Source organism: Dickeya fangzhongdai (genome assembly GCF_002812485.1).
In the GTDB taxonomy this organism is placed as follows: domain Bacteria; phylum Pseudomonadota; class Gammaproteobacteria; order Enterobacterales; family Enterobacteriaceae; genus Dickeya; species Dickeya fangzhongdai.
Genome location: NZ_CP025003.1, coordinates 3,612,890 through 3,635,001, shown reverse-complemented (window position 1 = coordinate 3,635,001; position 22,112 = coordinate 3,612,890). Strand labels below are relative to the sequence as shown.

The window sequence follows — 22,112 nt, the reverse complement described above, 5'->3', positions numbered from 1 at the left end:
GCCTGTTCCAATACAGCGGCGGTAGCGAGATAGCCTCTTTTTTCACGGCTGGCGTCGGATGGTGATCGTGAACCGATTCGCCCCTGTAGCCAGATCGTCTTATTTCATTCACAGGAGATTTATCATCAAGTCGGTATGCCATCCTCATGACATGCGTATTCCCCTGACGGCTCTGATTGAGGGATGTACCCGCTGGGTGCCGGACGAAGGGGAGGAGGTTACCGGAATTCCGGGGCTCAGTTTCTACCGGAGCCTGCGACCGACCGTGCCGCACGCCGGCATGTACGAAGCCAATCTTTCCATTGTGGTTCAGGGCCGCAAGCAAGTCGTGTTGGGTCAGGAGCCTTATGAGTACGATGCGTCCCACTTCCTGATTAACTCGCTTGAGCTTCCGGTGGTAGCCAGAGTGATTGAAGCCAGTCCGGAACAGCCCTATTTATCGTTGCTGCTGAATATTGATTTGGTCGTTGTGCGTCAGTTAATGGTGGATATGAACCTGCCGCTCGCGCTGACCCATTCTCCCGCGAAGGCAATAGGACTCGGCGCGACGTTTTTTGAACTGCTGGATGCGGTTTTACGGTTGGCGCGTCTTATCGATCGTCCGGACGATATTCCTGTGCTTTCCGGGCAGATTCAACGCGAGATCCTGTATCGGCTGTTAATTTCAGAACAAGGCCCGCGCCTTCGTCAGATGGCCTTTGCAGACAGTCATGGTTTCCAGATTGGGCAATCTATAGCCTGGCTCAAACACCATTTTCGGGAACCGTTTCGCATAGAACAACTGGCCTCGGCGGCGGGGATGGCCGTTTCTACATTGCACCACCATTTCCGTGCAACGGTCGGTATGACGCCTCTCCAGTATCAAAAACATCTTCGATTGCAGGAAGCACGGAGACTGATGCTGATTGAGGGAGCGGATGCCGGTACGGCGGCGATCCACGTGGGTTATGAAAGCCAGTCGCAATTTACGAGGGAGTACCGCCGTATGTTCGGCAATTCCCCCATGCAGGATATCAAGTCCCTGCGCCGATGACGCAATACCGATATTTTCCCGCCGCCAGAGGATCAGGCAAAAAATAGGCAGGATCGCGTTAACGGATTTGCGGGCGTTCTTTTAAAAATACAGGACATAGATGAAGCCGGGGATCTTACCGTCCCGCATCGTTCATCGGCGCATGGGCATGCAGGCGCTCGACGAAATCCGGGTTCGCCAGCACCATCTGTCCGTAGGATTCCATATCCTTCAGCAGCGCCTCATTGCCTTGAACCATGATATGCAGGTACGCCAGTCCCAACTGGTTGAGCTCAGTGACCAGATAGCGATACCTGTCGGGTTGACCTTGTGGCGGAGCCTTTTGACGTCGCCATTCGTATCGGAGAGCAAAAGGATTCGAACCTGATTGCTCGCCAGCTCGCGAGTCTGCCGGCTTACCTGTATGCCTCGCCCCGCTATCTGGCGGCGTCCGGCGAGCCGTCGCATCCGCATGAGCTCGGGCGGCATGAATGTCTGGGGTTTCCGAAAAATGGCCTGTGGAACTTGAGTCATCCCGCAACGGCGGAAAATGCCGAAGTGACGGTAAGCGCGAGGTTTGTGCTCAATAACGTCGGCATGATCCGGCGTCTCGCCGTATTTGGTCAGGGGATTGTGCTGTTGCCGGAGGAAGTGGTCGCCGAGGATGTGGCTATGGGACAACTGCAACGTATACTGCCGCAATGGCAGGGGGCGCCGGTATCCGTCTATGCGCTGACTGAAACACGGCTGTTGCCGGCGAAAACGCAGCGTTTCATTGAATTCCTGCGGGAGCGGCTGGGAACGGGCTCAGCCAAAAAATCCAGATAATGAAGCGAAATACCGCGACCTGATGCTGATTCCTGCCCGGTTGCACATCAACGGCAACCGGGATTACATCGCTTCTGACGGGGTTCGACGGTTTTATCGCGCAGCCGCGTCGCCCCGATTTAAGACTGTCAGAAATAGATTATTTCTCAATCAGGCTGGGGATGAGGACGTTCGGATTGACATCCTCAGCGTAATCCACCCCGTCAATATTAAAACCAAACAGCCGCAGAAATTCCTCTTTATAACCGGCAAAGTCGGTGACCTGATAAAGATTATCGGCAGTCACATTGTGCCAGTGTTGGTTGACGTAAGCCTGAATGTCCGTGGCCAGTTCTTTATAGTCGGTACGCAGGCGGCCTTCGGCGTCAATAATGGGGGAGGCGCTATACAGCGAATCGCTGAAAAGCCCGTAAATCTGTTCGATGCATCCCTCATGCGTTCCCTTTTCTTTCATCACTTTGAAAAGTAATGACAAGTAAAGCGGCATGATGGGGATCGCCGAGCTGGCCTGGGTGACGACGGCCTTCAGTACGGATACGTAGGCATCCCCACCGATATCAGCTAAGGTTTCTCGGATATTTAATACTTTTTTATCCAGGTCTTTTTTAGCGGCGCCGATTGAACCATTCCAGTAGATGGCATGCGTGATGTCCGCGCCAAGATAAGTAAACGCCGTTGTTTTGGCGCCATGAGCCAATACGCCGGCTTCGTTGAGCGCATCTATCCACATTTGCCAGTCTTCGCCCCCCATCACCGCTACCGTATTCTCGATCTCTTCCGCGGTTGCCGCTTCGAGCGCGAATTCTTTCACCAGTTCTTTGTCGGTATCAATGCCCGGTAAACGAATGTCGGCTCCGATCGGTTTTAACACGGATGAATAGACCTGACCGGTTTTGGGGTGGGTACGTCTGGGCGCGGCGAGGCTGTAAATCACCAAATCGACCTGGCCGAGGTCACGTTTAATGGTGTCGATGGTTAACGTTTTTATCTCATCGGAAAACGCATCGCCGTTGATGCTTTTGGCATAAAGCCCTTTCTCGTGAGCAAACTTTTCAAACGCAGCGGTGTTATACCACCCTGCGGTTCCCGGTTTACTCTCGCTTCCCGGGCGTTCAAATGCGATGCCGAGGGTGTCCGCACCGGCGCCAAATGCGGCGGTGATGCGCGCCGCCAGGCCATATCCGGTAGAGGCGCCGATAATCAGCACCTTTTTGGGGCCATTCGCGACGGGATTATTGGCGGTGACATAATCGATTTGCTGTTTGACGTTGGCTTCACATCCAGCTGGATGGGCGGTAATGCAGATGAAACCTTTAATCCGTGGTTTGATAACCATAGATGTTCTCCTGAGTAATTTAGATATTGTCTTATCACTAAAAAAGAAACCGACAGTCGCCATGCTTACAGCATGGCGATAAACAGGGGTTCTTTATTTTGGTATGGGCATAACCGGTTGATTTGGAAACAAGCGCCTCGCGCTGAATCATGTCTGTCGTGGCGGCGCTGAAACCATCGGTCAGGAATATTTTGCGCGCGGCTTCCAGAACGTGCCGCGCTTTAGGACGACGCTCGCCGTGATTGGCCCGTGTATCAACGCCATGTAGATTGGCTGCATCGGTTTGCATACTGGGGGTTTCCATTCTGCCCTCTCAGAGCGTTGAACACGGATAATTGAACACGGACAGTTGAACATGACTAGCTGAACACGGAATTTCCGGATCGTACCGTACCGTTTAGTTCGATTCAATGCGTGCAGCGCTATAGCGATACGACTGGGGCGAGGCAATCGTAAAGGAAAGGGGAATTATTTTTTATAAATCAGACTACTGCCGGATATCGCTCCGGTTGCTACAGGAGCAATACCGCTGCGTGAATCGCGGTGGCGGCGGTAAGTCGCTTGGGAAAACCACCGCTCGTATTTCCTGTCGCCCGTTCTGCTTCGGCTGCTGCGGTTGTGGTTAGACAGCGCGGCGCGATAGGCTTAATCTGCTTTAATTCCCCCCGCGTTTCATGGAGAAACCCCATCAATGCACTACCTCAAAGTCGTGGGCTTCGTTTTTATCGGCGTGTTGATCCTGTCGTTTGGACAAAGCCTGGCGCAGGCCACGTGGGGCACAGAACGAGTATCCGGAAAAAACATCTGGGCGTCGCGGCGCGATTCGGCCGGCGTGGCGCCGGATCCGGCGGCTTTACGCGATACCGCGATCGTACAGGTTTATACCGCGCCAACCTACGGCTGGCGCGGGCTGGTGGCGGTTCACCCCTGGATCATCGTCAAACAAGCCGGGGAAACCCGCTACCAGCGTTATGAGGTGATCGGCTGGGGCGGCGATGATGTGATCCGCCGTAACTATACCGTCCCTGACGGATTCTGGTTTGGTTCAACGCCGCGGTTGCTGGTTGAACACCGCGGGGCAAGCGCGGCAGAGATGATCCCGAAGATCGAGGCGGCGATCAAAAGTTACCCCTGGCCGCATACCTATCACGCCTGGCCCGGCCCCAACAGCAATACCTTTATGGCGCATATCGGCCGGGAAGTGCCGGAACTGAAGCTGGATCTGCCAGCCAACGCCATCGGTAAGGATTTTCGGGCGTTAACGCATCCGGTTGGGTTGCCGCCCTCGGGAAGAGGCGTGCAGGTGTCGTTGCTGGGCGTACTGGGCCTGACGCTGGGCGTGGAGGAGGGCGTTGAAGTCAACATTCTGGGGGCCAACCTGGGGGTGGATTTCAACCCGCCGGCGCTGCGTTTGCCGTTTATCGGCCGCCTGGGGTATGACAATACCAAAACGCACGAAGGGTGACCGTCATGCCTGACCCAGAATGTATCCACCGACAATATGTGGATACATTCGCGTTCAGCTCCGATTCGGCATACGTATCAGGACGCTTTTTTAGGGGTACTGAACCAGCGTCCCCCCAACCATTTCAATGATTTTGTTACGGTCATCCTTACCCGACGACGTATAGTAGCGGTCAGCAAACCAGCGCTGCTTACCTGTGCCATGCGCAAATTCCTGTGTGACTTCCGCATCGTTTTTCATGACCCCATTGATGACGATGCCCAGACTGACGCAAATACCATCGGGCACCTGACTGCCAGCGCGGGGGGGTAATCCATGAGTACGATAAATGATCCGGCAATTTGCGAGGCCGTTGGGGTTAAATTGCGACACGCTGACGCCAGTAGCGGCTCCCCGATTAACCAGTCTTTGTAGCACCGCTTCATACCCTGCGTGCCACATGTTGACGTTATGGGATATTGGGGTCAGATAGGCGGCGTGGTTGCTTTGCCCGCCGCATTCGCCATTGACCAAATGGCCCTGAATCCAAATTGAGTTGTCCGGCGCGGGGTTTGCAGGCATCCAGCCATTCAGACCGGAGGGATTGTTCCAGTCTGGGGGGACTAAACTGGCCTGATTGACATAAATCAGTTGCCCCCAGGTTCCATAGTGATTAATGACGGGGCCAAACTGGTAACTATGTACGCCGCCGCCCAGATTGCTACCAAACGCCTGGCCTGATTGATCCGCCCAGCCGTTGATATTGCCATTATCCATCACATTATCAGCATCACCGGTATACCAGCCATTGATTGGCATTGTTTACTCCATAACACCTAAGGTGTGAATTGTGGATTGGAGATGTGACTCTATCGGCGAACGGGGGAAGAAACCTGGGCGGGATGATGGACAATAGCGCGGTATTTATTTTCTGCGCCTTATTATTACCCGATGGCGTCATACCGACTTCACGCGGGTTCTAGCCAATAAAAAATCACTTTTAATGAATAACTAAGCGTTGGCTTATAGATCTGGATCATCTTTTCCCACAGGCAACGCGATTATGTTGGTCATTCCGCCTCGTCGGACGTGAGGTAAATCGGGGCGGAAAACCACAGAATTCAATCGCCAAAGGGAGGGAACATGCTGGATCATTTGAGTATTCCGGTGTCGGATCTGCGTCGTAGCCGGCGGTTTTATGAACAGGCGTTAAAGCCATTAGGGTATGAGCAGGTCAAAGACATGAAATTCGCCGTTAGTTTCGGCGTGTTGATGGGGTACGGCCAGTCTTCAGATCCTGGCGGTGAATTCTGGATTTTTCAGGGCGAGGTAGCGTCGCGTCCGCCGGTGCATTTTGCCTTCAGCGCAGAATCAAGAGCGGAGGTGGATGCGTTTTTCGCCGCGGCGGTGGCGGCGGGAGGCGAGGATAATGGCCAGCCCGGCGTGCGGGCCAAATACCATCCTGATTACTACGCCGCCTTTGTGCGCGACCCGGACGGTTACAACATCGAAGCGGTGTATCACCGGGCGCCGTAACGGGTAGATGGCCTGCCGCAGGCAGGCTACCCCGATCAAAACCGTGGCGGGAAAGGGAAGACGTTCTCTCTTCCCAAAAGCGGATTTCCCAAAAGCGGATTTCCCAAAAACGAATTCCCCAAAAACGAAAGATCAGGCGCGGTCGATGTGGATGCCAAAGCCGCTGCGGTCGGGCTGGATGTCCGGTTTCAGCGTTAATGCCGGGATAGCGTAGTCGCCGGCATTCTGTTGCCGAAACCGTATTGGTTCGTCGCGCCACAGCATATCCAGACGCTGTTTCAACGCATCGCAGGTTTGCGCGTAGCGCGCGTCATCCATCCGGCTGGTGTGGTAGACCACAAACGGCGGCATCACCTCAAAGCCAGGGTAATACAACACGCCGTGCTGGATGGGAAACAGCAAATCGTCGATCGGCCCATTGATGCCGCGCGGACCGTAGTGCGATTCCCAGCCGCCGGTGGTGACCAGCAACATGGCGCGTTTGCCTTGCATTGACCCCTCCCCGTAGCGATCCCCCCAGTGTGTTGCCGAATGCTCCCCGACGCCATAGGCAAAACCGTAGGCGTAGACCCGGTCGATCCAGCCTTTGAGAATCGCGGGCATGGTGAACCACCACAGCGGGAACTGCAGAATGACGGTATCGGCCCAACGCAGTTTGTCCTGCTCGCGGGCGATATCCGGCGACTGTGTGCCCTGAGTAAATGCCCGCTGTGAATCCAGCGACGGGTGGAACGGGGCCTCCGCCTGCCGGTCGGTGTTGTCGAAGGCATCCAGCGTGGTTTTCCACTGCATGGCGTACAGATCGGATACCTGAACCTGATGACCGGCGCTTTCCAGATGGCTGACGACCACATTTTTCAGCGAGCCGTTGAGCGAGCGAGGTTCGGGGTGGGCATAAACCAGTAAAACTTTCATCACATCGTCTCCTTGTTGACAGGAGCACAGCATAGGAGGCGGTCTGTTATAGTTGAAATGAATGTTCATTATATCAGGCATAGCCATGAACAATATCAGAAGACTGGATCTGAACCTGCTGCTGACGCTGGACGCATTGCTGGCAGAGCATCACGTTACCCGCGCGGCGCGGCGGCTGAACCTGTCGCAGCCGTCGGTGAGCGTACAACTGGCCCGGCTGCGGGAGATTTTCGACGATCCCCTGCTGTTGCCCGGCCCCAGAGGCATGAAGCCGACCGCCAGAGCCGATGAGTTGCGGGAGCCGTTGCGACAGGCGCTGGAATCGCTTGAGCACGCCATTGCGCCTTCCGCGGCTTTCGACCCGGCAACCGCCGATAATACGTGGCGGGTGTCCGCCTTCGATTATGGCGAGTCGACCATTGTGCTGCCGGCGCTGAGCCAGTTACGCCGTGAGGCGCCGCATACCCGGCTGGCGATTCTGGAAACGCCGCCGTCCGCCATGTTGCGGCTAATGGAACAAGGCGACATCGATCTGGCGCTGCACACCAGCGACATGGCGCCGTCGGGAATGCGCCGCCGGATACTGTTCCGGGAACACTATGTACTGGCCGGTAGGGTCGGGCACCCGCATTTGGCCCATCCGCTGACGCTGGACCAGTTCAGCCGGCTTGAGCACGTGATGGTATCGCCGGACGGCGGCGGTTTTCACGGCGCAACGGATGGGGCGCTGGCGGCGATGGGGCTGGCGCGTAAGGTGGTGCTGTCGGTGCCGCACTTCCTGTTTATGATGTCGGTGCTGGCGACCACCGATCTGGTGGCGATGCTGCCGTCCCGGCTACTGCGCGACCAGCCCGGTCTGCAGGTTGCCGCGGCGCCGATCGAGATTCCGGGGTTTGAGATGGCGATGTACTGGCATGAGCGCTGGCACCGCGATCGCGCGCATCAATGGCTGCGGGGGCTGATCGCCCAGGCGGTGGCGTGAGCACCCGCTCCGGGGTAGCCCGCCGGCATAAGGCTAAGGGGATGACGGCGCCGATTTTTGCCGGACAAGATGATTAAGCTGGCTGATGCCCGCCGCCGCGAACAGCGCTACGGCGCCGCAAACGATCGCCATCGATACGGCATGGCTGGACGCCTGCAAGGCGCTGGTCAGCAGCGGGCCGATAATTTGCCCGACGCCGTAGGTAAGGGTGACCAGCCCGAGCATATTGATGCTGTGCGGCGCATGCAGCCTGCGCGCCAGCGGCATCACCAGCGACGTGGTGCCCATGAAGGTGGCGCCAAAGCCGAGGCCGCTGATGATCAGCAGCAGCGGGGAGTCGCTAAACAGCGTCAGCAGTACGCATCCGCCCTGAACCAGCAAATTGGCGGACAGACAAGGCAAGGTGCCCCAGCGGCGGGCCGCCCACAGCCAGAAAAAACAGCCGGGAATGACCGACAGCCCGACCAGCGACCATAAATGCGCCGCGAGCAGCGACGCGCCCTGCGTTTTCACCATCAACGGCAGATAGGTCGCCACAATGATGTAGCCAAACCCCGCCAGTCCGTACAGCGTCGCCAGCTGCCACCAGCTCATCGCCTGGTCGGCAGGCGGCGGCGTGGTGTGCCGGGCGGCGCTGTCCGCCTGACGGGGATAGAGCAGCCACAGCAGCAACAATAGCGCGACGGACAACAGACCGGCGCCCCACCATAACCCGCTGGCAGTCAACCCTTGTTTCAGGCCGATAATCACATATTCGTTGCCGAGCAGAATGCCGACGCCGACCCCGGCATACAGCGAGGCGATCACCCGGCTGTCGTGTGTGTGTTGCAAAACCAGCATCGAACCGAAGATCATCGCCGCCGCGCTGGCGACGCCGGCCAGAAAGCGAATCACCACCGCCAGCATCACCGGCAGGTCGGGCGCCATAGCGAAAATCAACACGCCGGTGGCCGCCGCGCCGATGAACAGCATCAACGCCGGATGGGATGTCCGCCCCAGACGGCTGAACGAAAACAGCAGACTGCCGAACAGGTAGCCTGCGTAGTTGGCGCTGGCGATATAGGAAAGCTGGCTGAAGGTGAACCGGTTTTCACCGATCATTACCGGCAGCAAAGCGGTAAACAGGAAGCGACCAATGCCCATGCCCAGCGTCAGTATGGTCATGCCGAACAGCGCGGCTTTCAGCCGTTGTCCGGCGCTCATGTGAGGTGTGGTATCCATCAGGTAGCGGCAGTGAAGGGTGGTAAATGAAAGGTAAATGCAATGTTGCCTAAAGGCAAACAAAAGTGCATAAAGGGCGTACCTGCCCGGGGACTCAAATTTGATTTATTCAGCGATGCCCAGTTTGCGTTCAATTACCCTGGATAGCATGACGATAAAAGTAATGAAAACCAGATAAACCAACGCAGCAAATAAATAGGCATCGAAAAACTCAAAATTCGTCGAGGCCACCTCCTGAATGCGGGAGAAAAATTCAGTGTACTGGATAAGGAAAGCAATAGAGCTGTCTTTAATATTGTTAATTACCTGATTAGTCAGCGCAGGTACAGAGGTAATGAAAACCTGAGGTAGTATAATTAATCGGAAAATCTGCCACCGGCTAAACCCCTGCACGATGGCTGCCTCAGTCTCATATTTTCTCAGTGAATTGTAAGCTGTTGTCATATAGGACGCATTATAGGCTCCGATGTTAAGTGTAAAGCCTGTTACTGCCACAACGAAAGACGACAGGTGGATGCCTGTCTGTGGTAAACCATAATAAATGACAAATAAAATAAGAATTAATGGTGTGCCGATGAAAAAATCCATATATATTTTCGTCATACGTTTAACTGTAGATTGATTACTGATGCTTAGGGAAAAAATGACAATGCCCCAGAGAAGACCCGAGAAGGAAACAATAATAGCAAGTTTACATGTTTCAACGATCCCGTCAAAAACCAGCGGAAGTTGTTCCATCAGTTCAGTATAGAAATTAACCCATCCATCGGACATATTATTGCTCTCCAAAAAAATAATGAATGTCCGGATCGGCATCAAGGGATGAGAGCTCATCAAAAGACCCTTCTGCACGGATCCTACCGTAATTTAGGAAAGTAACTCTGTCACAAAGTTGTTTAGCAAGGCGTATGTCATGAGTGACACATAGTATTGTCACTTTTTGCTCATTAAGCTGCTTAATGAGCGAACCCACTTCACGGGTCATCAGCGGGTCAAGGGCTGACGTAGGCTCATCGAACACAATCACTTCAGGGTCCGTTACCAGAGCACGAATAAGTGCGACACGCTGCTGTTGCCCACCAGAGAGCTGTGAAGGATATTTCATGCTGTGTGCAGTCATATCCAGCCTTTCCAGCTCGTATAAAGCTTTATCTCTGGCATCGTTATGGGGAATGTTAAATACCTTACGAAGAGCCAGAGTAATGTTATCCATAACATTCAGATGGCGGTATAATGCGTAATTCTGGAAAACAAAACCAACTTTTTTCCTGAATTCAAGGGTGTTGAATTTTCTATCATTAACATCTTTGCCATGAAAGAATATATTGCCTGTATCTGGGGTTTCAAGTTGAGCCAGACAACGCAGTAGTGTCGTCTTGCCGCAGCCAGACGGGCCCATGACTATTTTTACCTCTCCGTACTTAATCTTTAAGTTGATGTTGTCTAAAACCTTTTTGTTGTTGAATTCTTTACTTACTTCACTTAATTCTATCAATGCCATACATTTTCACCTTCACTCTATTTAATTCATCACTTGTCATTTTGAATTTCATTTCAATCAGCCTGGCTGCAACAAGAGATAATTTGTAAATGAGAAAGTAAAATATTCCTGCGATGGTATAAATTACCAGGCCGTTCATGGTGACAGCGGTCAGGGTCATTGCCTGTTTTGTAATTTCAGATATACCCACGGTATAGGCAAAAGGTGTAGCTTTCAATACAGATGAAAATTCGTTTAATATCCCAGGGACAGCGAAACGGAGCATTTGAGGGAACTCTATGTTGCTTAAGATCTGTAGCTTACTTAAACCAGCCGCTTTAGCAGCTGTAATTTCTGATGGCTCTACCAATTGAAGCGCGCCGCGGAACACTTCCGCAAGATAACCGCCGCTGATTAATCCAATACTAAGATTCATTGCGAGCAATGGGGAAATACTCAGGCCTGTTGCCGGAAGACCAAAATAGACGAGAAAAACGGCTATTAAAACTGGAACTCCACGAAAAATGAAAACCAGGAAATCCAGAGTTTTCTTCATTGATGGAAAAGCCAGTCGCCGTAAAACGGCGACTGTCAATCCGGTAATCAATGCTGAGGTAAAACACGTAAATGTAACAATGAGCGTGTTTACGATACCCTCAAGCAAAAAATAACATGCATTTATCATATCTTGCGATGACATGTGCTGTTATTTCATCCATTTATCTACGATGCCAGATATTTTTTCCTCGCCTTGCTCATTAAGCCAGGCGTTAAAATCATCCCGCACCGGCGAACCTTTCTTAAAAGCAAACCCAAGATGATCAACACCTTTAAATACATAGCGGCTTTCAATAGGCATTTTTTGTTTATTCTTATAGTTAAAGTAAACCGGATCCTCTATGAATGCCAGGTCTACATTTCCATTTTTCAAATCGGCAATGGTTTCATTATAAGAGGGGTAAAGCTTTACTTTGCTTAATGAGTAATATCCTTTGGGTTCAAGAGTGGTTTTTATTAGGTCAGCATAAGCCATTCCCCGGGGGAACCCTATTGAATATTTTTTTAACTCATTCAGATCGCTCAGATCTATTTTACGACTCGCCAGACTGACCAGATTAAAGGAGTTAACATAATATGGAGATGAAAAATCCATTACTTTCTTACGTTTGTCTGTTATGGATATTCCTGAAAATGCTACATCTGCCTGACCGCTGGCTACCGCGCCAAGCATCCCATCCCATGAGTACTCTGTTATTTTTAGCTCGCATTTCCTTTCCTGACAGTAAGAAGAGAAAATCTCCAGATCAATCCCTTCCAATTTCCCGTCAGTAGTTTTGGATAGCATCGGTGGCGAGGCAGGGGACACGGCGACATTAAGTGTCTTTCCATTAACGGGATTGGCTGCGACAACAGTAAATGAGGTTATTCCTAAAATCATCACTAAAAGAAATTTTTTTAATAACATACAGGGCTCCTGGATTTAATCGGGGATACATAAATTTTTGAATTAACTGTAATAAGAAAAGTATGACCACTATTGCCGCCGTAAAAGGTTATAAGCAGCATTTCATCCAGAGGAAGGGCGTCGCCAACATACCGGATTCCAGTATGTGCTCCGTTTAATCTTAATATTATCTTATATGATAAGATGATAAATATCTCAGTGTCGTGAATGTCAGAGATGCGATTATCACCTTACCAAACTACCAAGTGTTCAATATAAACAACGTTTTCTGTTTGTGCAAATTTTGTTCGTGCTTAGACTCAGGTGAAAGGCTTTATGATATGCGGTGCGGGCAGGTATTTCAGCGGTCTGTTGTTTTGTACCACGTTTAATCCAGCAACAGTATGATTGAAGGAGCCTGGCTAACCATAGTACTACACATACGCTTATTCTAATTGTGACGAAAATATATTCTGATAATGGTTTTATTGTTTTTAACAAGAAGAAAAATCTTAATTATATGGATGTATTTTCTTATATTATGTGCGATACAGCAGTAAATAAATTCCCTGAAGCGTTGGCGGTTTTTTATCAACAGCCGCAGTTGTTGTTGCCTTGCCACCGTGCCGATGAACAGCATCAATGCCGGATTAGATGAGGTTTGCCCCAGACGGCTGAATAAAAACAGCAGACTGTCAGACAGGTAGCCTGCGTGGTTGGCGCTGGCGATGCTGGCAATATAGGAGGCTGGCTGAAGGTGAATTGACGTTTGCTAATCATCACCGGCAACAGGGCGGTAAGCAGAAAACAGCTAATGCTCGTGCCCGGGACAGCCTGTGTCGTCATGACGTGAATTGTCGGGATTTCCCGGTTTTTCCTGGCTTCACGCCGACAGATAACGATGCGATGGAGATATTATGAATTTTATTATCATTATCATTTTGGCGAAAATATCGTGAAGTGAGTCGGTAGGAATATTCCAATTTTTAAATTTGTGCATTATCACTAATAAATGGTCTGAGTGAAAAACATAGTGATGTATTGTGAATGCAACGCATTAAATGTAAGTCGATTCGTTAATCATCTTTGGTAGAAATATAGGTTATCACTGCCCATAATCTCTTTTTTAAATTGTGAGCGTTGTAATTAATAGCGTGTTCCCATAAATAACATTCGTTGACATCTATGATTTCGTAAACTACCATCCCCGGCGAATTATAGTTTTTCATGTTTCATTCTTTTATTTCAATAAAAGGAATTATCAGTTGAAAAACTTTTATGATAGTAAGAATATTCAGTTCTGGGATGAGCTGGCCCGAATTCATTCCGGGCAATCCGATTATGATGTTGGCAATTATGACCCGTGGCGATATCAGCTAAAAGATATCGAACTGTCTGAGTTAGGCGATTTACATAATAAAAAAGTACTTCATCTGCAATGTCATATTGGCTTGGATAGCTTTGCCCTTGAAATAATGGGAGCGGACGTTACCGCAATTGATTATTCAGTTGAAGCCATTGAAACCGCCAATGCAATAAAACTTAAATTTGGTCTTAAATCGAATTTTTATTGCGCCAGTGTTTATGATGTTTCTGAGCTGAAGCTGGGCGAATTCGATCTGGTTTTTACCTCTTACGGTGTTCTGGTCTGGCTTCAGCACCTGAATTTGTGGGCGAAAACTATCGCTTCACACCTGAAACCCGGCGGCGAATTACTGCTGATTGACGAGCATCCTGTCGCAAAAATGTTCAGTAATCCTCATCAGGATAATGCACCGCTTGATGGCAATGCTTTATTCTCTCCTGTTCAGTCCGGTGCGCCGGTAAAAGCGAATTATAAATACTCTTATGCCAATGACCATCGCCAGATAGAGAATCAGGAACAATATGTCTGGTTTCATAGCCTGTCTGAAATTATCACCAGTCTGACCAACGAAAGCCTGTGTATAACGGCTTTTCGGGAGTTCGATAAAGGTTTCTATAAAGCATTTTCTCAACTATCGCAGCATGAAGACGGCTGGTGGCGCTTCAATAATGGGCTTTCAGCTATTCCATTGACGTTTTTATTGCGGGCAAAAAAGCATTAGAAAAAAGGGATGGTTATGCAAGAGCTAATTTTAGCAGTAAATCTTCCGGTACTGGCGGATGGAACAGTAACTTACGATGGCAATGTGGTGCTGGCGACCCGCGACAAGGTGATTACCGCCATTGCGGAGGAGCGGGTTTCAAGGAAAAAGTATGATGGCCGGGTAACCTGTGCCGTCCGGGAAATTCTGCAACGTAATAAACTGGCGCTGAGTGATATTTCCGCTATCTCCGTCGTTAGCTTTGGACAGCCGATGAATGGCGCGCACGAGCTTGACGGCAAACTTAAACAGGAGATCGACGCGTTATTTCCGGGGTTTGATAACATTCATGCCGTGACGTCGCATCATTCGGCTCATGCGTTAAGCGCAGTCAGCCAGACGGATGTCAAACGCGCCTTGATCGTGGTGGCCGACCATACGGGGAATCTTATTGGCGAAAGAGCCGATGCGGTGGTGCTGGAAAATAATGCGGCGGAGCAAGTCAGCTATTATTTGTACGAGAATAATGATTTGACCCTCCTCGCTCAGGATAATGCGCAACCTTGCGATCAGGGATATGGCCGGTTTTATGGCGATATTACCTGTTATCTGGGGTTTGACAGCTATCGTGAATCGGGCAAAACCATGGGGCTGGCCTCTTTCGGCAATCCGGCGGTATTTTCAAACTATTCGCCGTTTATTGAAACGCCGGCCGGAGAAATATCCGCGCTGAAAGATGAACGCTATGCCGATGATTGCACCAAGGATCTGAAAGCATGGTTTAAAAAGCAGGGTATGGATATTCCGGAGCGGCGGCGTAAAGGAGAAGTTATTCGACCGTTTGATATGCATCTGGCGGCCTGGGCGCAGGATCAGCTGCAAAAATCGATTATTCGGCGGGCGAAGGCGCTGATTGAGCAATACCACATCGATACGTTGTGCGTCGCGGGCGGCGTGGCCATGAATTCCGTGATGAACCGTAAACTGGAAGAGGAATTGGGCATTACGGTTTACGTACCTCCTTCTCCGGGCGATGCCGGCCTGGCGCTGGGCGCCGCCGCGGAATATTTCTGGAAGAAAGATCACCGGGTTCCGCAATTTGAGAGTTCCCCTTATCTGGGGCCGGTTTATTCTGAAGAGGATATTGCCGGCAGCCTGCGCGCCTGTGAAGACGAATTTCGCATTCAACGTGTCAGTGAGCCGGAATATCAGGCCGCTCGTCTGATTGCGGAAGGAAAAATTATCGGCTGGTTCCAGGATCGCAGTGAATACGGGCCACGAGCGCTGGGTAACCGCAGTATTCTTGCTTCGCCTTCCAATAGCTGGACGAAGGAAATTCTCAACAGTCAGATAAAATTGCGCGAGTGGTTCCGACCTTATGCGCCCGTGGTGCTGGAAGAAGCCGCCGATAAGTATTTTGATATGCTGTCGCCGGTCCCTTATATGATGAAAGTCGCGCCGGTGAAAACCCAGGCCAAAGTCGATATGCCCGCCTGTATTCATGTCGACGGCACGGCCAGATTGCAGACCGTCTCCGCTGAATCCAATAAAAAGTTCTACCAGCTGATTAAGGCGTTGGGGAACCTGACCGGCGTGCCTGTGGTGCTCAATACCAGTTTTAATCTGGCCGGAATGCCGATCGTTGAATCGCCGGACGATGCTATTGACTGTTTCAGGCATGCCGTTGGTATGGATGCCTTGTTTATCGGCAATTATCTGCTGGAAAAGAAACAGAACCATTAATGCAAGGATTTGAGCGACTATCTTATGTTGACGAATAATAACGTTGTCAATTTGCTGCTAATCGGGTTCGGGCCTCACGCTAAAAGAATATATTATCCGCTGCTGGAGGCATCCTGTGATGACCCTGGATTAAACTTATGCGCCGCGGTGGATTTTATTTCAGCAAAGCGGGGAATAGAGGCGTATCTTGCGGGCAAACGGCTACAGCCGGAAATCCTTTATTTTAATGACAGCGATAACAGCCAGACTGAATTAGGCGCCGATGCCAGAAAACGTCTGGATGACGTGGTGAGAAAATACGCGATTAATGGCGTGATCATCGCCACCGAACCGCTGGCCCATACGCCGTATGCCCGCTGGGCGCTGGAGTCCGGGTTGTCTGTTCTGATGGATAAACCGATTTCATCTTATGAAGGCATTTCCACCTCAATTGAGAAATCGATAAAGATTGCCGAAGATTATCATGCGCTGAATGCCCTGTATCAAAAACAGCGGCGTGATAATTCCTGTCAGGTGTTTTCTCTCATGGCGCAGCGGCGCTATCAGACGTCGTTTAATCTGATCAAGCGTTATATTGCCGAGTGCTTTGCGCAGACCCATTGTCCGGTAACCAATGTGCAGACCTTTCATTCGGACGGTCAGTGGCGTATGCCGACGGAAATGGTGGAGCAGCATTACCATCCTTACAATCAGGGTTATGGAAAATGCTCGCACAGCGGTTATCACTATTTCGATATTGTGCCTTTTGTACTGGAAGCCGGATTTGGCGAAGGCAAACAGTTCGATAATATTGACGTCTTCTCGATGGCGATCCGGCCGGATGATGTGCTCAGTCAACTAGAGCTCGATGATTATCGTGCGCTGTTTGGGCAACGTCGTTTCGACGAATCCAACCATTATGATGAAAAACAGTTGGGGCTGTTGCTGGGAACATTTGGCGAAGTGGATTGCAGCAGCAATATCTGTTTTAAATGCGGCGACAGGACGCTGACCGCGGCGTCCATTAACCTGTGTCATAACGGCTATTCGCAGCGAAACTGGGTAACGGCGGCGGGAAGAGATCTCTATAAAGGCAATGGCCGCGTTTCTCATGAATCGCATATTTTTCAGCAAGGGCCGTTCCAGTCGATTCACTTTCATTCCTATAAGTCGGATGAGTTGCCCGACGATGCGTCGGACGAGCGGCATCGTGTCGGCACGAAAGAGCATCTGGAAATCTATATTTTCCGCAATGACAAAATGCTTGGCGGAAAACATGTCGAAGTGTTCGATATCGACGACATTATTGCGATGGAAGGCGGACGAAAAGGATTGAAGGGAAAATCCAAAGCCAAGGCGTTTTATGAATTTATTGCCGGCATGCGGGGCGAGATTGCGGCGGGCGATATGGTGTCTGATTTCAGTAAACATGAGGTGGGCGCGATGCTGACGTCGGCGATTTACCAGTCGATCAGCCATCGTTACCATCGGCTGAATCCGTTGATTAATCGTCGTTTCAAAAGCCGGGCCGCGGTTCTGCGGGCAGAAGCGCTCGTACCGTGATGGGGCTGAAAAAAGAGAGTCGTGGGTTGAAAAAAGAGCGTGTTGGGTTGAAGAAAGAGTGTGTTGGTTTGAAGAAAAAGAGTATGGGGCGGGTTGCCGGCCTGTTTCCGTTAGTGATTGCCGCGCCGCTGGGGCTGGATATCTGCCTCCCCGGCGTGCCGCTGATATCCCATGAACTGGGCAGCATGCCGGGAATGACGCAATGGATTATCAGCGGATTTGTGCTGTGTTTGAGCCTCAGTCAGCTTTTCTTCGGGCCGCTGGTCGACCGCCTCGGCGCGCAATGCGTTTTGTTGTGCGGCAGCCTGGTTTACGCGCTGAGCGCGATCGGCGTGTATTTTACCGACACGATCGCCTGGTTCATCGCGCTGCGGCTGGTGCAGGGATGCGGGGCTGGCGCGATGGCGGTTGCCGCGTCGGCCAGCGTGCCGCTGCGCTTTCAGGGGGTGGTCATCGGGAAGGTATTTAGCCTGCTTAACGGCGTGATAAGCCTGGTCCCGGTGCTGGCGCCGGTGATAGGTGGACTGCTGATCGTACACTATGGCTGGCGTTCCAGTTTTTATGCGCTGGGCGCTTTCGCGCTGCTGTGCGGCGTACTGGTGCTGTGGAAACCGCTGCCGGCTGCGTGCGGCAGGGCGCGTGATGGCGCACTGTCCCCGACACCGTCGTTAAGCGTTTTCTCCGGCTATCTGACTGTTTTTCGGCACCCCGAGTTTCGGTTGGGGTGTTTTGCCGCCAGCTTCGGTTTTGCCACGCAACTGATTTTCTTTTCCAGTTCACCCATCGTACTGATCGACACGCTGCATATCCCGGTGGATCAATTTGGATACTATTTTGCCGTCAACGCTCTGGCTATCACCGGCGGAAGCCTGCTGACCGCCCGGTTGCTGGGGCGAGTGAAAGAGACGGTGATTCTGTATGGCGGCGCAGTGCTGATGTTACTGGCCATGAGCGGCTTTATTCTGACGATCCATGTGCTGACCGTGTCGGTCTGGCCTTATCTTCTTTCAGCCACGCTGGGTAGCCTGGGGTTCGCCGTACTGATTGCGACCGGGGCGGCGGTGGCGCTGTCTCCGTTCACGTCGCTGGCCGGGCAGGCCTCCGCGCTGATGGCGGCGATACAGATGTCGTTCTCTTCGCTGGTTGCCTGGGCCGTGATGAACAGCTGGCGCGACGATTGGTCGCCGATGATTGCCGCCTATTTTCTGTTGGCCGTAGCGCTGCTGCTACAACTGCAGGCTTACCGGATGACGCGTGTCAGACGGCATCAATCGGAGCCGGCGGCGCTCGAAAAACCGTCCCCGAATTCGAATTGATCCATGCCGGAGTGATGTCCGGCATGGGGGCGATATCTGGCAGCGGGATGATATAGGGAATTGGAGTGAGGTATGACTTGCCGTTTCGATGAGGTTATCGATTTTTCGCATTCTCATTTATTGAAATGGGAATACCCTTCTCCGTATCTGCCGCACCCCACCTCACGGCCGCCGCTGCCTTTGTGGATTGCGGATATGGATTTTAGGTGCCCGGATGAAGTGCAACAGGCGCTGCACGACGCCATCAACCAGGGCGTTTTGGGCTATACGCGAGCCAGCGAAACCCTGTTTGACGCCATTATCCAATGGCAGTGGCATCATCATGGCTGGCGAATTCATGAAGACTGGATCGTGCAGAGTCCGGGGGTGGTGAACAGCCTGAGCATGATTGTGCAGACGTTTACCCAGCCGGGGGAGGGGGTGTTGATCCAGCCGCCGGTTTACGGGCCGTTTTATCACAGCGTAACGATGAACGACCGCCAGGTGGTGACGGCTCCGCTCACCGAAACGGCATCAGGGTATACGCTGGATCTTGATGCCTTTGAACAGGCGATCACGCCGACGACGCGGCTGTTTTTTTTATGTAATCCGCACAACCCGACCGGGCATGTCTGGAGCCGGGACGAGCTGCTGGCGATGGGCAACATCTGCCGGCGTCATGGCGTGATGGTCGTTTCCGATGAAATTCATCAGGATTTGATCATTAACCCCGCGAAACGGCATCAGCCGTTTGCCGGCATTAACGACGAATTCGCCGACCACAGCATTACCTGCACATCGCCGAGTAAAACCTTCAATCTGGCGGGATTGCACACCTCCAATCTGTTCATTCCCAATAAGACGATACGCGACGCGCTGAAACGAACCTATGCGCGCTGTTCATTGTATATCCCCAATATGCTGGGGCTGACGGCCTGCGAAGCGGCTTACCGTCATGGCGGGCCGTGGTTATCCGCGTTGCTGGACTATTTGCGCGATAACCGGGCGTTGTTGCAGGCGAACCTTGGCCCGGACTCACCGGTCCGGCTGTTCGACGCCGATGCGCTCTATCTTGGCTGGCTGGATTTTCGGGAAAGCGGCATTGCGCCGGCCGATTTACCGGCGACTTTGCTGAACCAGGCCGGGCTGTGGCTGGATGATGGCGCGAAGTTCGGCGCGGCGTACGCCGGGTTTGCCCGGATTAATTTTGCCTGTCGACGCACCCTGCTGCATTCCGCACTGGCGAAATTAGCCGATATGTTTACGGCGAGGGGGAAAACAGGAGGGCTGGTGTAGCGCGGCGCGGCATGGCGTCTTTTTTCCGCCATTGACCTTTTTAGCCAATGCTTCCAATAATGGCGTTCGTTGACTCGGGGTGCCGCGTTCCTGTCATGGAAAACGGCTGAGATATACCCGTATTACCTGATCTGGATTATGCCAGCGTAGGGAAGTCACGGTATCCCGCCGGTACCGCCTTCTTTCACGCCGGTTGGGAGGTTTATGAACGCTCGACCTGTACTTTTCCCTGCCGCGTCCGTCGCGGATTCCCTTGATGCTTTCCGTTTGCGCGCGCCGCTGGTGCACTGCCTCACCAATGAGGTGGTGCAGGGGTTTACCGCTAATGTGCTGCTGGCGCTGGGCGCCTCGCCCGCGATGGTGGTGGACGCGGGCGAGGCGGCGCAGTTTGGCGCGCTGGCTGATGGGTTACTCATTAATCTGGGTACGCTTGAAGCCGACCGCGCGCAGGCGATGCGCGCGGCGGTCGCGAGCGCCATCGAGGTCGGCACGCCGTGGGTGCTGGACCCGGTAGCGGTGGGCGGCCTGCGTTTTCGCACCGAGTTTGCTTTTGAACTGTTGGCGATGAAGCCGGCGGCGATCCGCGGCAACGCCTCCGAAGTCATGGCGCTGGCCGGCGAATGTTCGGCCGGGCGCGGGGTGGACAGCGGCAACGATGTGCTGGCGGCGCTGCCTTCAGCCGTTACGCTGGCGCGCCGCTGGGCCACCTGCGTGGCGGTAACCGGCGAAGTGGATTACGTGACCGACGGCGAGCGAGTGCTGGCGGTACCCGGCGGCGATCCGCTGATGACGCGGGTGGTCGGCACCGGGTGCGCGCTGTCGGCGGTGGTGGCCGGTTTCTGCGCGCTGGAGGGCGACCGGCTCAGTCATATCGCCGCCGCCTGTGCGGTGATGTCGCACTGCGGGCAACAGGCCGCGGCACAGGCGCACGGGCCGGGGAGTTTCATCCCCGCGTTTCTGGATGCGCTGTATACCCTGAACCGGGAGGCGCCGGCATGAAACGTATCAACGCGTTGACTATCGCCGGCACCGACCCGAGCGGCGGCGCCGGTATTCAGGCCGACCTGAAAACGTTCTCGGCGCTGGGCGCCTACGGCACCAGCGTGATTACCGCGTTGGTGGCGCAGAATACGCGCGGCGTACAGTCGGTCTATCGCATTGAACCGGCGTTTGTCGCCGCCCAGCTGGATTCGGTTCTGAGCGATATCCGTATCGATAGTGCCAAAATCGGCATGCTGGCGCAGACGGATATCGTGGAAGCGGTGGCGGACCGGCTGCAGCGCTACCCGGTGCCGTATGTGGTGCTGGACACGGTGATGCTGGCGAAAAGCGGCGATCCGCTGCTGGCGCCGGAAGCGGTGGCGGCGGTGCGCCAGCTGCTGCTGCCGCGGGTGTCGCTGATTACCCCCAATCTGCCGGAGGCGGCGGCGCTGTTGCAGTGCACGCCCGCCGACGATGAGTGGGGCATGCGACGGCAGGGGGACGCGCTGCTGGCGATGGGATGTCAGGCGGTGCTGATGAAAGGCGGTCACCTGAGCGACAGCGAAAGCCCGGACTGGCTGTTCATGCCGGATGCGGAGCCGGTGCGGCTGAGCGCGCCGCGCGTCAACACCCGGCATACGCACGGCACCGGCTGCACGCTGTCGGCGGCGCTGGCGGCGTTGCGCCCGCGTTATGACAACTGGCCGGATACCCTGTCCGCCGCGCGGGCGTATCTGCAAGGCGCGCTGGAACAGGCGGATTCGCTGGAGGTCGGCCACGGCATCGGCCCGGTACACCATTTTCATCGCTGGTGGTGACGCATTTATTGATTGCCGGCGGTGGAAAAGGCCGTCGGCAATGGCCGCATCGCATCCAGGATCCGCGCCTGACAGCGTGATTGCCGCAACAGCCAATGCGCATCGACTGAAAAGAGCATGTTATTGCAGCCAGATAAAAATGTATGGCCGTAAGCACCGCCTTATTCTGAAAA

General features: G+C 53.1%; 22 protein-coding genes and 1 riboswitch. Of the genes, 12 read left to right on the top strand and 10 right to left on the bottom strand.

The genetic code is table 11. The features are described 5' to 3' along the window. Nucleotides 1-58: 58 nt before the first annotated feature. Nucleotides 59-1,033 (top strand): AraC family transcriptional regulator, encoded by a 975-nt coding sequence (locus CVE23_RS16205; RefSeq protein WP_197724564.1) that lies wholly within the window; start codon nt 59-61, stop codon nt 1,031-1,033. 115 nt (nt 1,034-1,148) lie between these two features. Here CVE23_RS16205 and CVE23_RS23175 read toward each other — a convergent pair whose 3' ends face one another. Further along, nucleotides 1,149-1,271 carry a hypothetical protein gene (locus CVE23_RS23175; protein WP_263864494.1) on the bottom strand — a complete coding sequence of 41 codons (123 nt, stop codon included), beginning with the start codon at nt 1,269-1,271 and terminating at the stop codon, nt 1,149-1,151. Nucleotides 1,272-1,342: 71 nt separating this feature from the next. Between CVE23_RS23175 and CVE23_RS16195 the strand changes: the two genes are divergently transcribed. After that, complete coding sequence (locus tag CVE23_RS16195) at nt 1,343-1,840, top strand: substrate binding domain-containing protein (protein WP_100849954.1); 498 nt, start codon at nt 1,343-1,345, stop codon at nt 1,838-1,840. A 139-nt stretch (nt 1,841-1,979) separates the two neighbouring features. Here the strand turns inward: CVE23_RS16195 and fabV are convergent, their stop codons facing one another. Further along, the gene (gene fabV / locus CVE23_RS16190) at nt 1,980-3,176 is read right to left on the bottom strand and encodes an enoyl-ACP reductase FabV (RefSeq protein WP_049854871.1); all 1,197 of its coding nucleotides are present in this window, start codon (nt 3,174-3,176) and stop codon (nt 1,980-1,982) included. Nucleotides 3,177-3,213: 37 nt separating this feature from the next. After that, the gene (locus CVE23_RS16185) at nt 3,214-3,465 is read right to left on the bottom strand and encodes a TetR/AcrR family transcriptional regulator (RefSeq protein WP_038919833.1); all 252 of its coding nucleotides are present in this window, start codon (nt 3,463-3,465) and stop codon (nt 3,214-3,216) included. A 402-nt stretch (nt 3,466-3,867) separates the two neighbouring features. Between CVE23_RS16185 and CVE23_RS16180 the strand changes: the two genes are divergently transcribed. After that, nucleotides 3,868-4,641 (top strand): DUF3750 domain-containing protein, encoded by a 774-nt coding sequence (locus CVE23_RS16180; protein WP_038919832.1) that lies wholly within the window; start codon nt 3,868-3,870, stop codon nt 4,639-4,641. 90 nt (nt 4,642-4,731) lie between these two features. Here the strand turns inward: CVE23_RS16180 and CVE23_RS16175 are convergent, their stop codons facing one another. Beyond that, entirely contained in the window at nt 4,732-5,439 is a 708-nt protein-coding gene (locus CVE23_RS16175; protein ID WP_049854872.1) for a hypothetical protein, read from the bottom strand. Between the two features lie 324 nt (nt 5,440-5,763). On the opposite strand from CVE23_RS16175, the gene CVE23_RS16170 reads away from it, so the two are divergent. Next, nucleotides 5,764-6,156, top strand: a complete 393-nt coding sequence (locus CVE23_RS16170) for a VOC family protein (protein WP_038919829.1) — start codon at nt 5,764-5,766, stop codon at nt 6,154-6,156. A 132-nt stretch (nt 6,157-6,288) separates the two neighbouring features. On the opposite strand, the gene CVE23_RS16165 is transcribed toward CVE23_RS16170, so the two are convergent. Next, on the bottom strand, nt 6,289-7,071 hold the full coding sequence (locus CVE23_RS16165) for an NAD(P)H-dependent oxidoreductase (protein WP_100849953.1): 783 nt from the start codon (nt 7,069-7,071) through the stop codon (nt 6,289-6,291). An 85-nt stretch (nt 7,072-7,156) separates the two neighbouring features. Between CVE23_RS16165 and CVE23_RS16160 the strand changes: the two genes are divergently transcribed. Beyond that, the gene (locus CVE23_RS16160; RefSeq protein ID WP_100849952.1) at nt 7,157-8,053 is read left to right on the top strand and encodes a LysR family transcriptional regulator; all 897 of its coding nucleotides are present in this window, start codon (nt 7,157-7,159) and stop codon (nt 8,051-8,053) included. Between the two features lie 33 nt (nt 8,054-8,086). On the opposite strand, the gene CVE23_RS16155 is transcribed toward CVE23_RS16160, so the two are convergent. The 5 genes from CVE23_RS16155 to CVE23_RS16135 all read right to left on the bottom strand — a co-directional run bounded on the left by CVE23_RS16155 (nt 8,087) and on the right by CVE23_RS16135 (nt 12,219). After that, nucleotides 8,087-9,274: an MFS transporter gene (locus CVE23_RS16155; protein ID WP_100849951.1), complete on the bottom strand. Its 1,188-nt coding sequence runs from the start codon at nt 9,272-9,274 to the stop codon at nt 8,087-8,089. Nucleotides 9,275-9,379: 105 nt separating this feature from the next. Continuing rightward, complete coding sequence (locus CVE23_RS16150) at nt 9,380-10,048, bottom strand: amino acid ABC transporter permease (RefSeq protein ID WP_038919825.1); 669 nt, start codon at nt 10,046-10,048, stop codon at nt 9,380-9,382. Between the two features lies 1 nt (nt 10,049). Then, nucleotides 10,050-10,775, bottom strand: a complete 726-nt coding sequence (locus CVE23_RS16145; protein ID WP_038919824.1) for an amino acid ABC transporter ATP-binding protein — start codon at nt 10,773-10,775, stop codon at nt 10,050-10,052. Then, nucleotides 10,753-11,454 (bottom strand): amino acid ABC transporter permease, encoded by a 702-nt coding sequence (locus CVE23_RS16140; protein WP_049854877.1) that lies wholly within the window; start codon nt 11,452-11,454, stop codon nt 10,753-10,755. The genes CVE23_RS16145 and CVE23_RS16140 overlap by 23 nt, the downstream gene beginning before the upstream one ends. 6 nt (nt 11,455-11,460) lie before the next feature. Continuing rightward, nucleotides 11,461-12,219, bottom strand: coding sequence for a transporter substrate-binding domain-containing protein (locus tag CVE23_RS16135; protein ID WP_049854878.1), 759 nt, complete (start codon nt 12,217-12,219; stop codon nt 11,461-11,463). Between the two features lie 1,244 nt (nt 12,220-13,463). On the opposite strand from CVE23_RS16135, the gene CVE23_RS16130 reads away from it, so the two are divergent. The 7 genes from CVE23_RS16130 (at nt 13,464) to thiD (ending at nt 21,939) form a co-directional block, all read left to right on the top strand. Continuing rightward, nucleotides 13,464-14,285: a class I SAM-dependent methyltransferase gene (locus tag CVE23_RS16130; RefSeq protein WP_038919819.1), complete on the top strand. Its 822-nt coding sequence runs from the start codon at nt 13,464-13,466 to the stop codon at nt 14,283-14,285. A gap of 15 nt (nt 14,286-14,300) precedes the next feature. Further along, complete coding sequence (locus tag CVE23_RS16125; protein ID WP_049854879.1) at nt 14,301-16,007, top strand: carbamoyltransferase C-terminal domain-containing protein; 1,707 nt, start codon at nt 14,301-14,303, stop codon at nt 16,005-16,007. A 147-nt stretch (nt 16,008-16,154) separates the two neighbouring features. Next, nucleotides 16,155-17,549, top strand: coding sequence for a Gfo/Idh/MocA family oxidoreductase (locus CVE23_RS16120; protein ID WP_225622600.1), 1,395 nt, complete (start codon nt 16,155-16,157; stop codon nt 17,547-17,549). Beyond that, nucleotides 17,549-18,865 carry a multidrug effflux MFS transporter gene (locus CVE23_RS16115; protein WP_100849950.1) on the top strand — a complete coding sequence of 439 codons (1,317 nt, stop codon included), beginning with the start codon at nt 17,549-17,551 and terminating at the stop codon, nt 18,863-18,865. The genes CVE23_RS16120 and CVE23_RS16115 overlap by 1 nt, the downstream gene beginning before the upstream one ends. A gap of 72 nt (nt 18,866-18,937) precedes the next feature. Beyond that, nucleotides 18,938-20,140, top strand: coding sequence for a MalY/PatB family protein (locus CVE23_RS16110; RefSeq protein WP_100849949.1), 1,203 nt, complete (start codon nt 18,938-18,940; stop codon nt 20,138-20,140). 65 nt (nt 20,141-20,205) lie between these two features. After that, a riboswitch (TPP riboswitch) is annotated at nt 20,206-20,310 on the top strand. A gap of 34 nt (nt 20,311-20,344) precedes the next feature. Beyond that, the gene (thiM, locus tag CVE23_RS16105) at nt 20,345-21,139 is read left to right on the top strand and encodes a hydroxyethylthiazole kinase (protein WP_100849948.1); all 795 of its coding nucleotides are present in this window, start codon (nt 20,345-20,347) and stop codon (nt 21,137-21,139) included. Further along, nucleotides 21,136-21,939: a bifunctional hydroxymethylpyrimidine kinase/phosphomethylpyrimidine kinase gene (gene thiD, locus CVE23_RS16100; RefSeq protein WP_100849947.1), complete on the top strand. Its 804-nt coding sequence runs from the start codon at nt 21,136-21,138 to the stop codon at nt 21,937-21,939. The genes thiM and thiD overlap by 4 nt, the downstream gene beginning before the upstream one ends. Nucleotides 21,940-22,112: the final 173 nt, after the last annotated feature.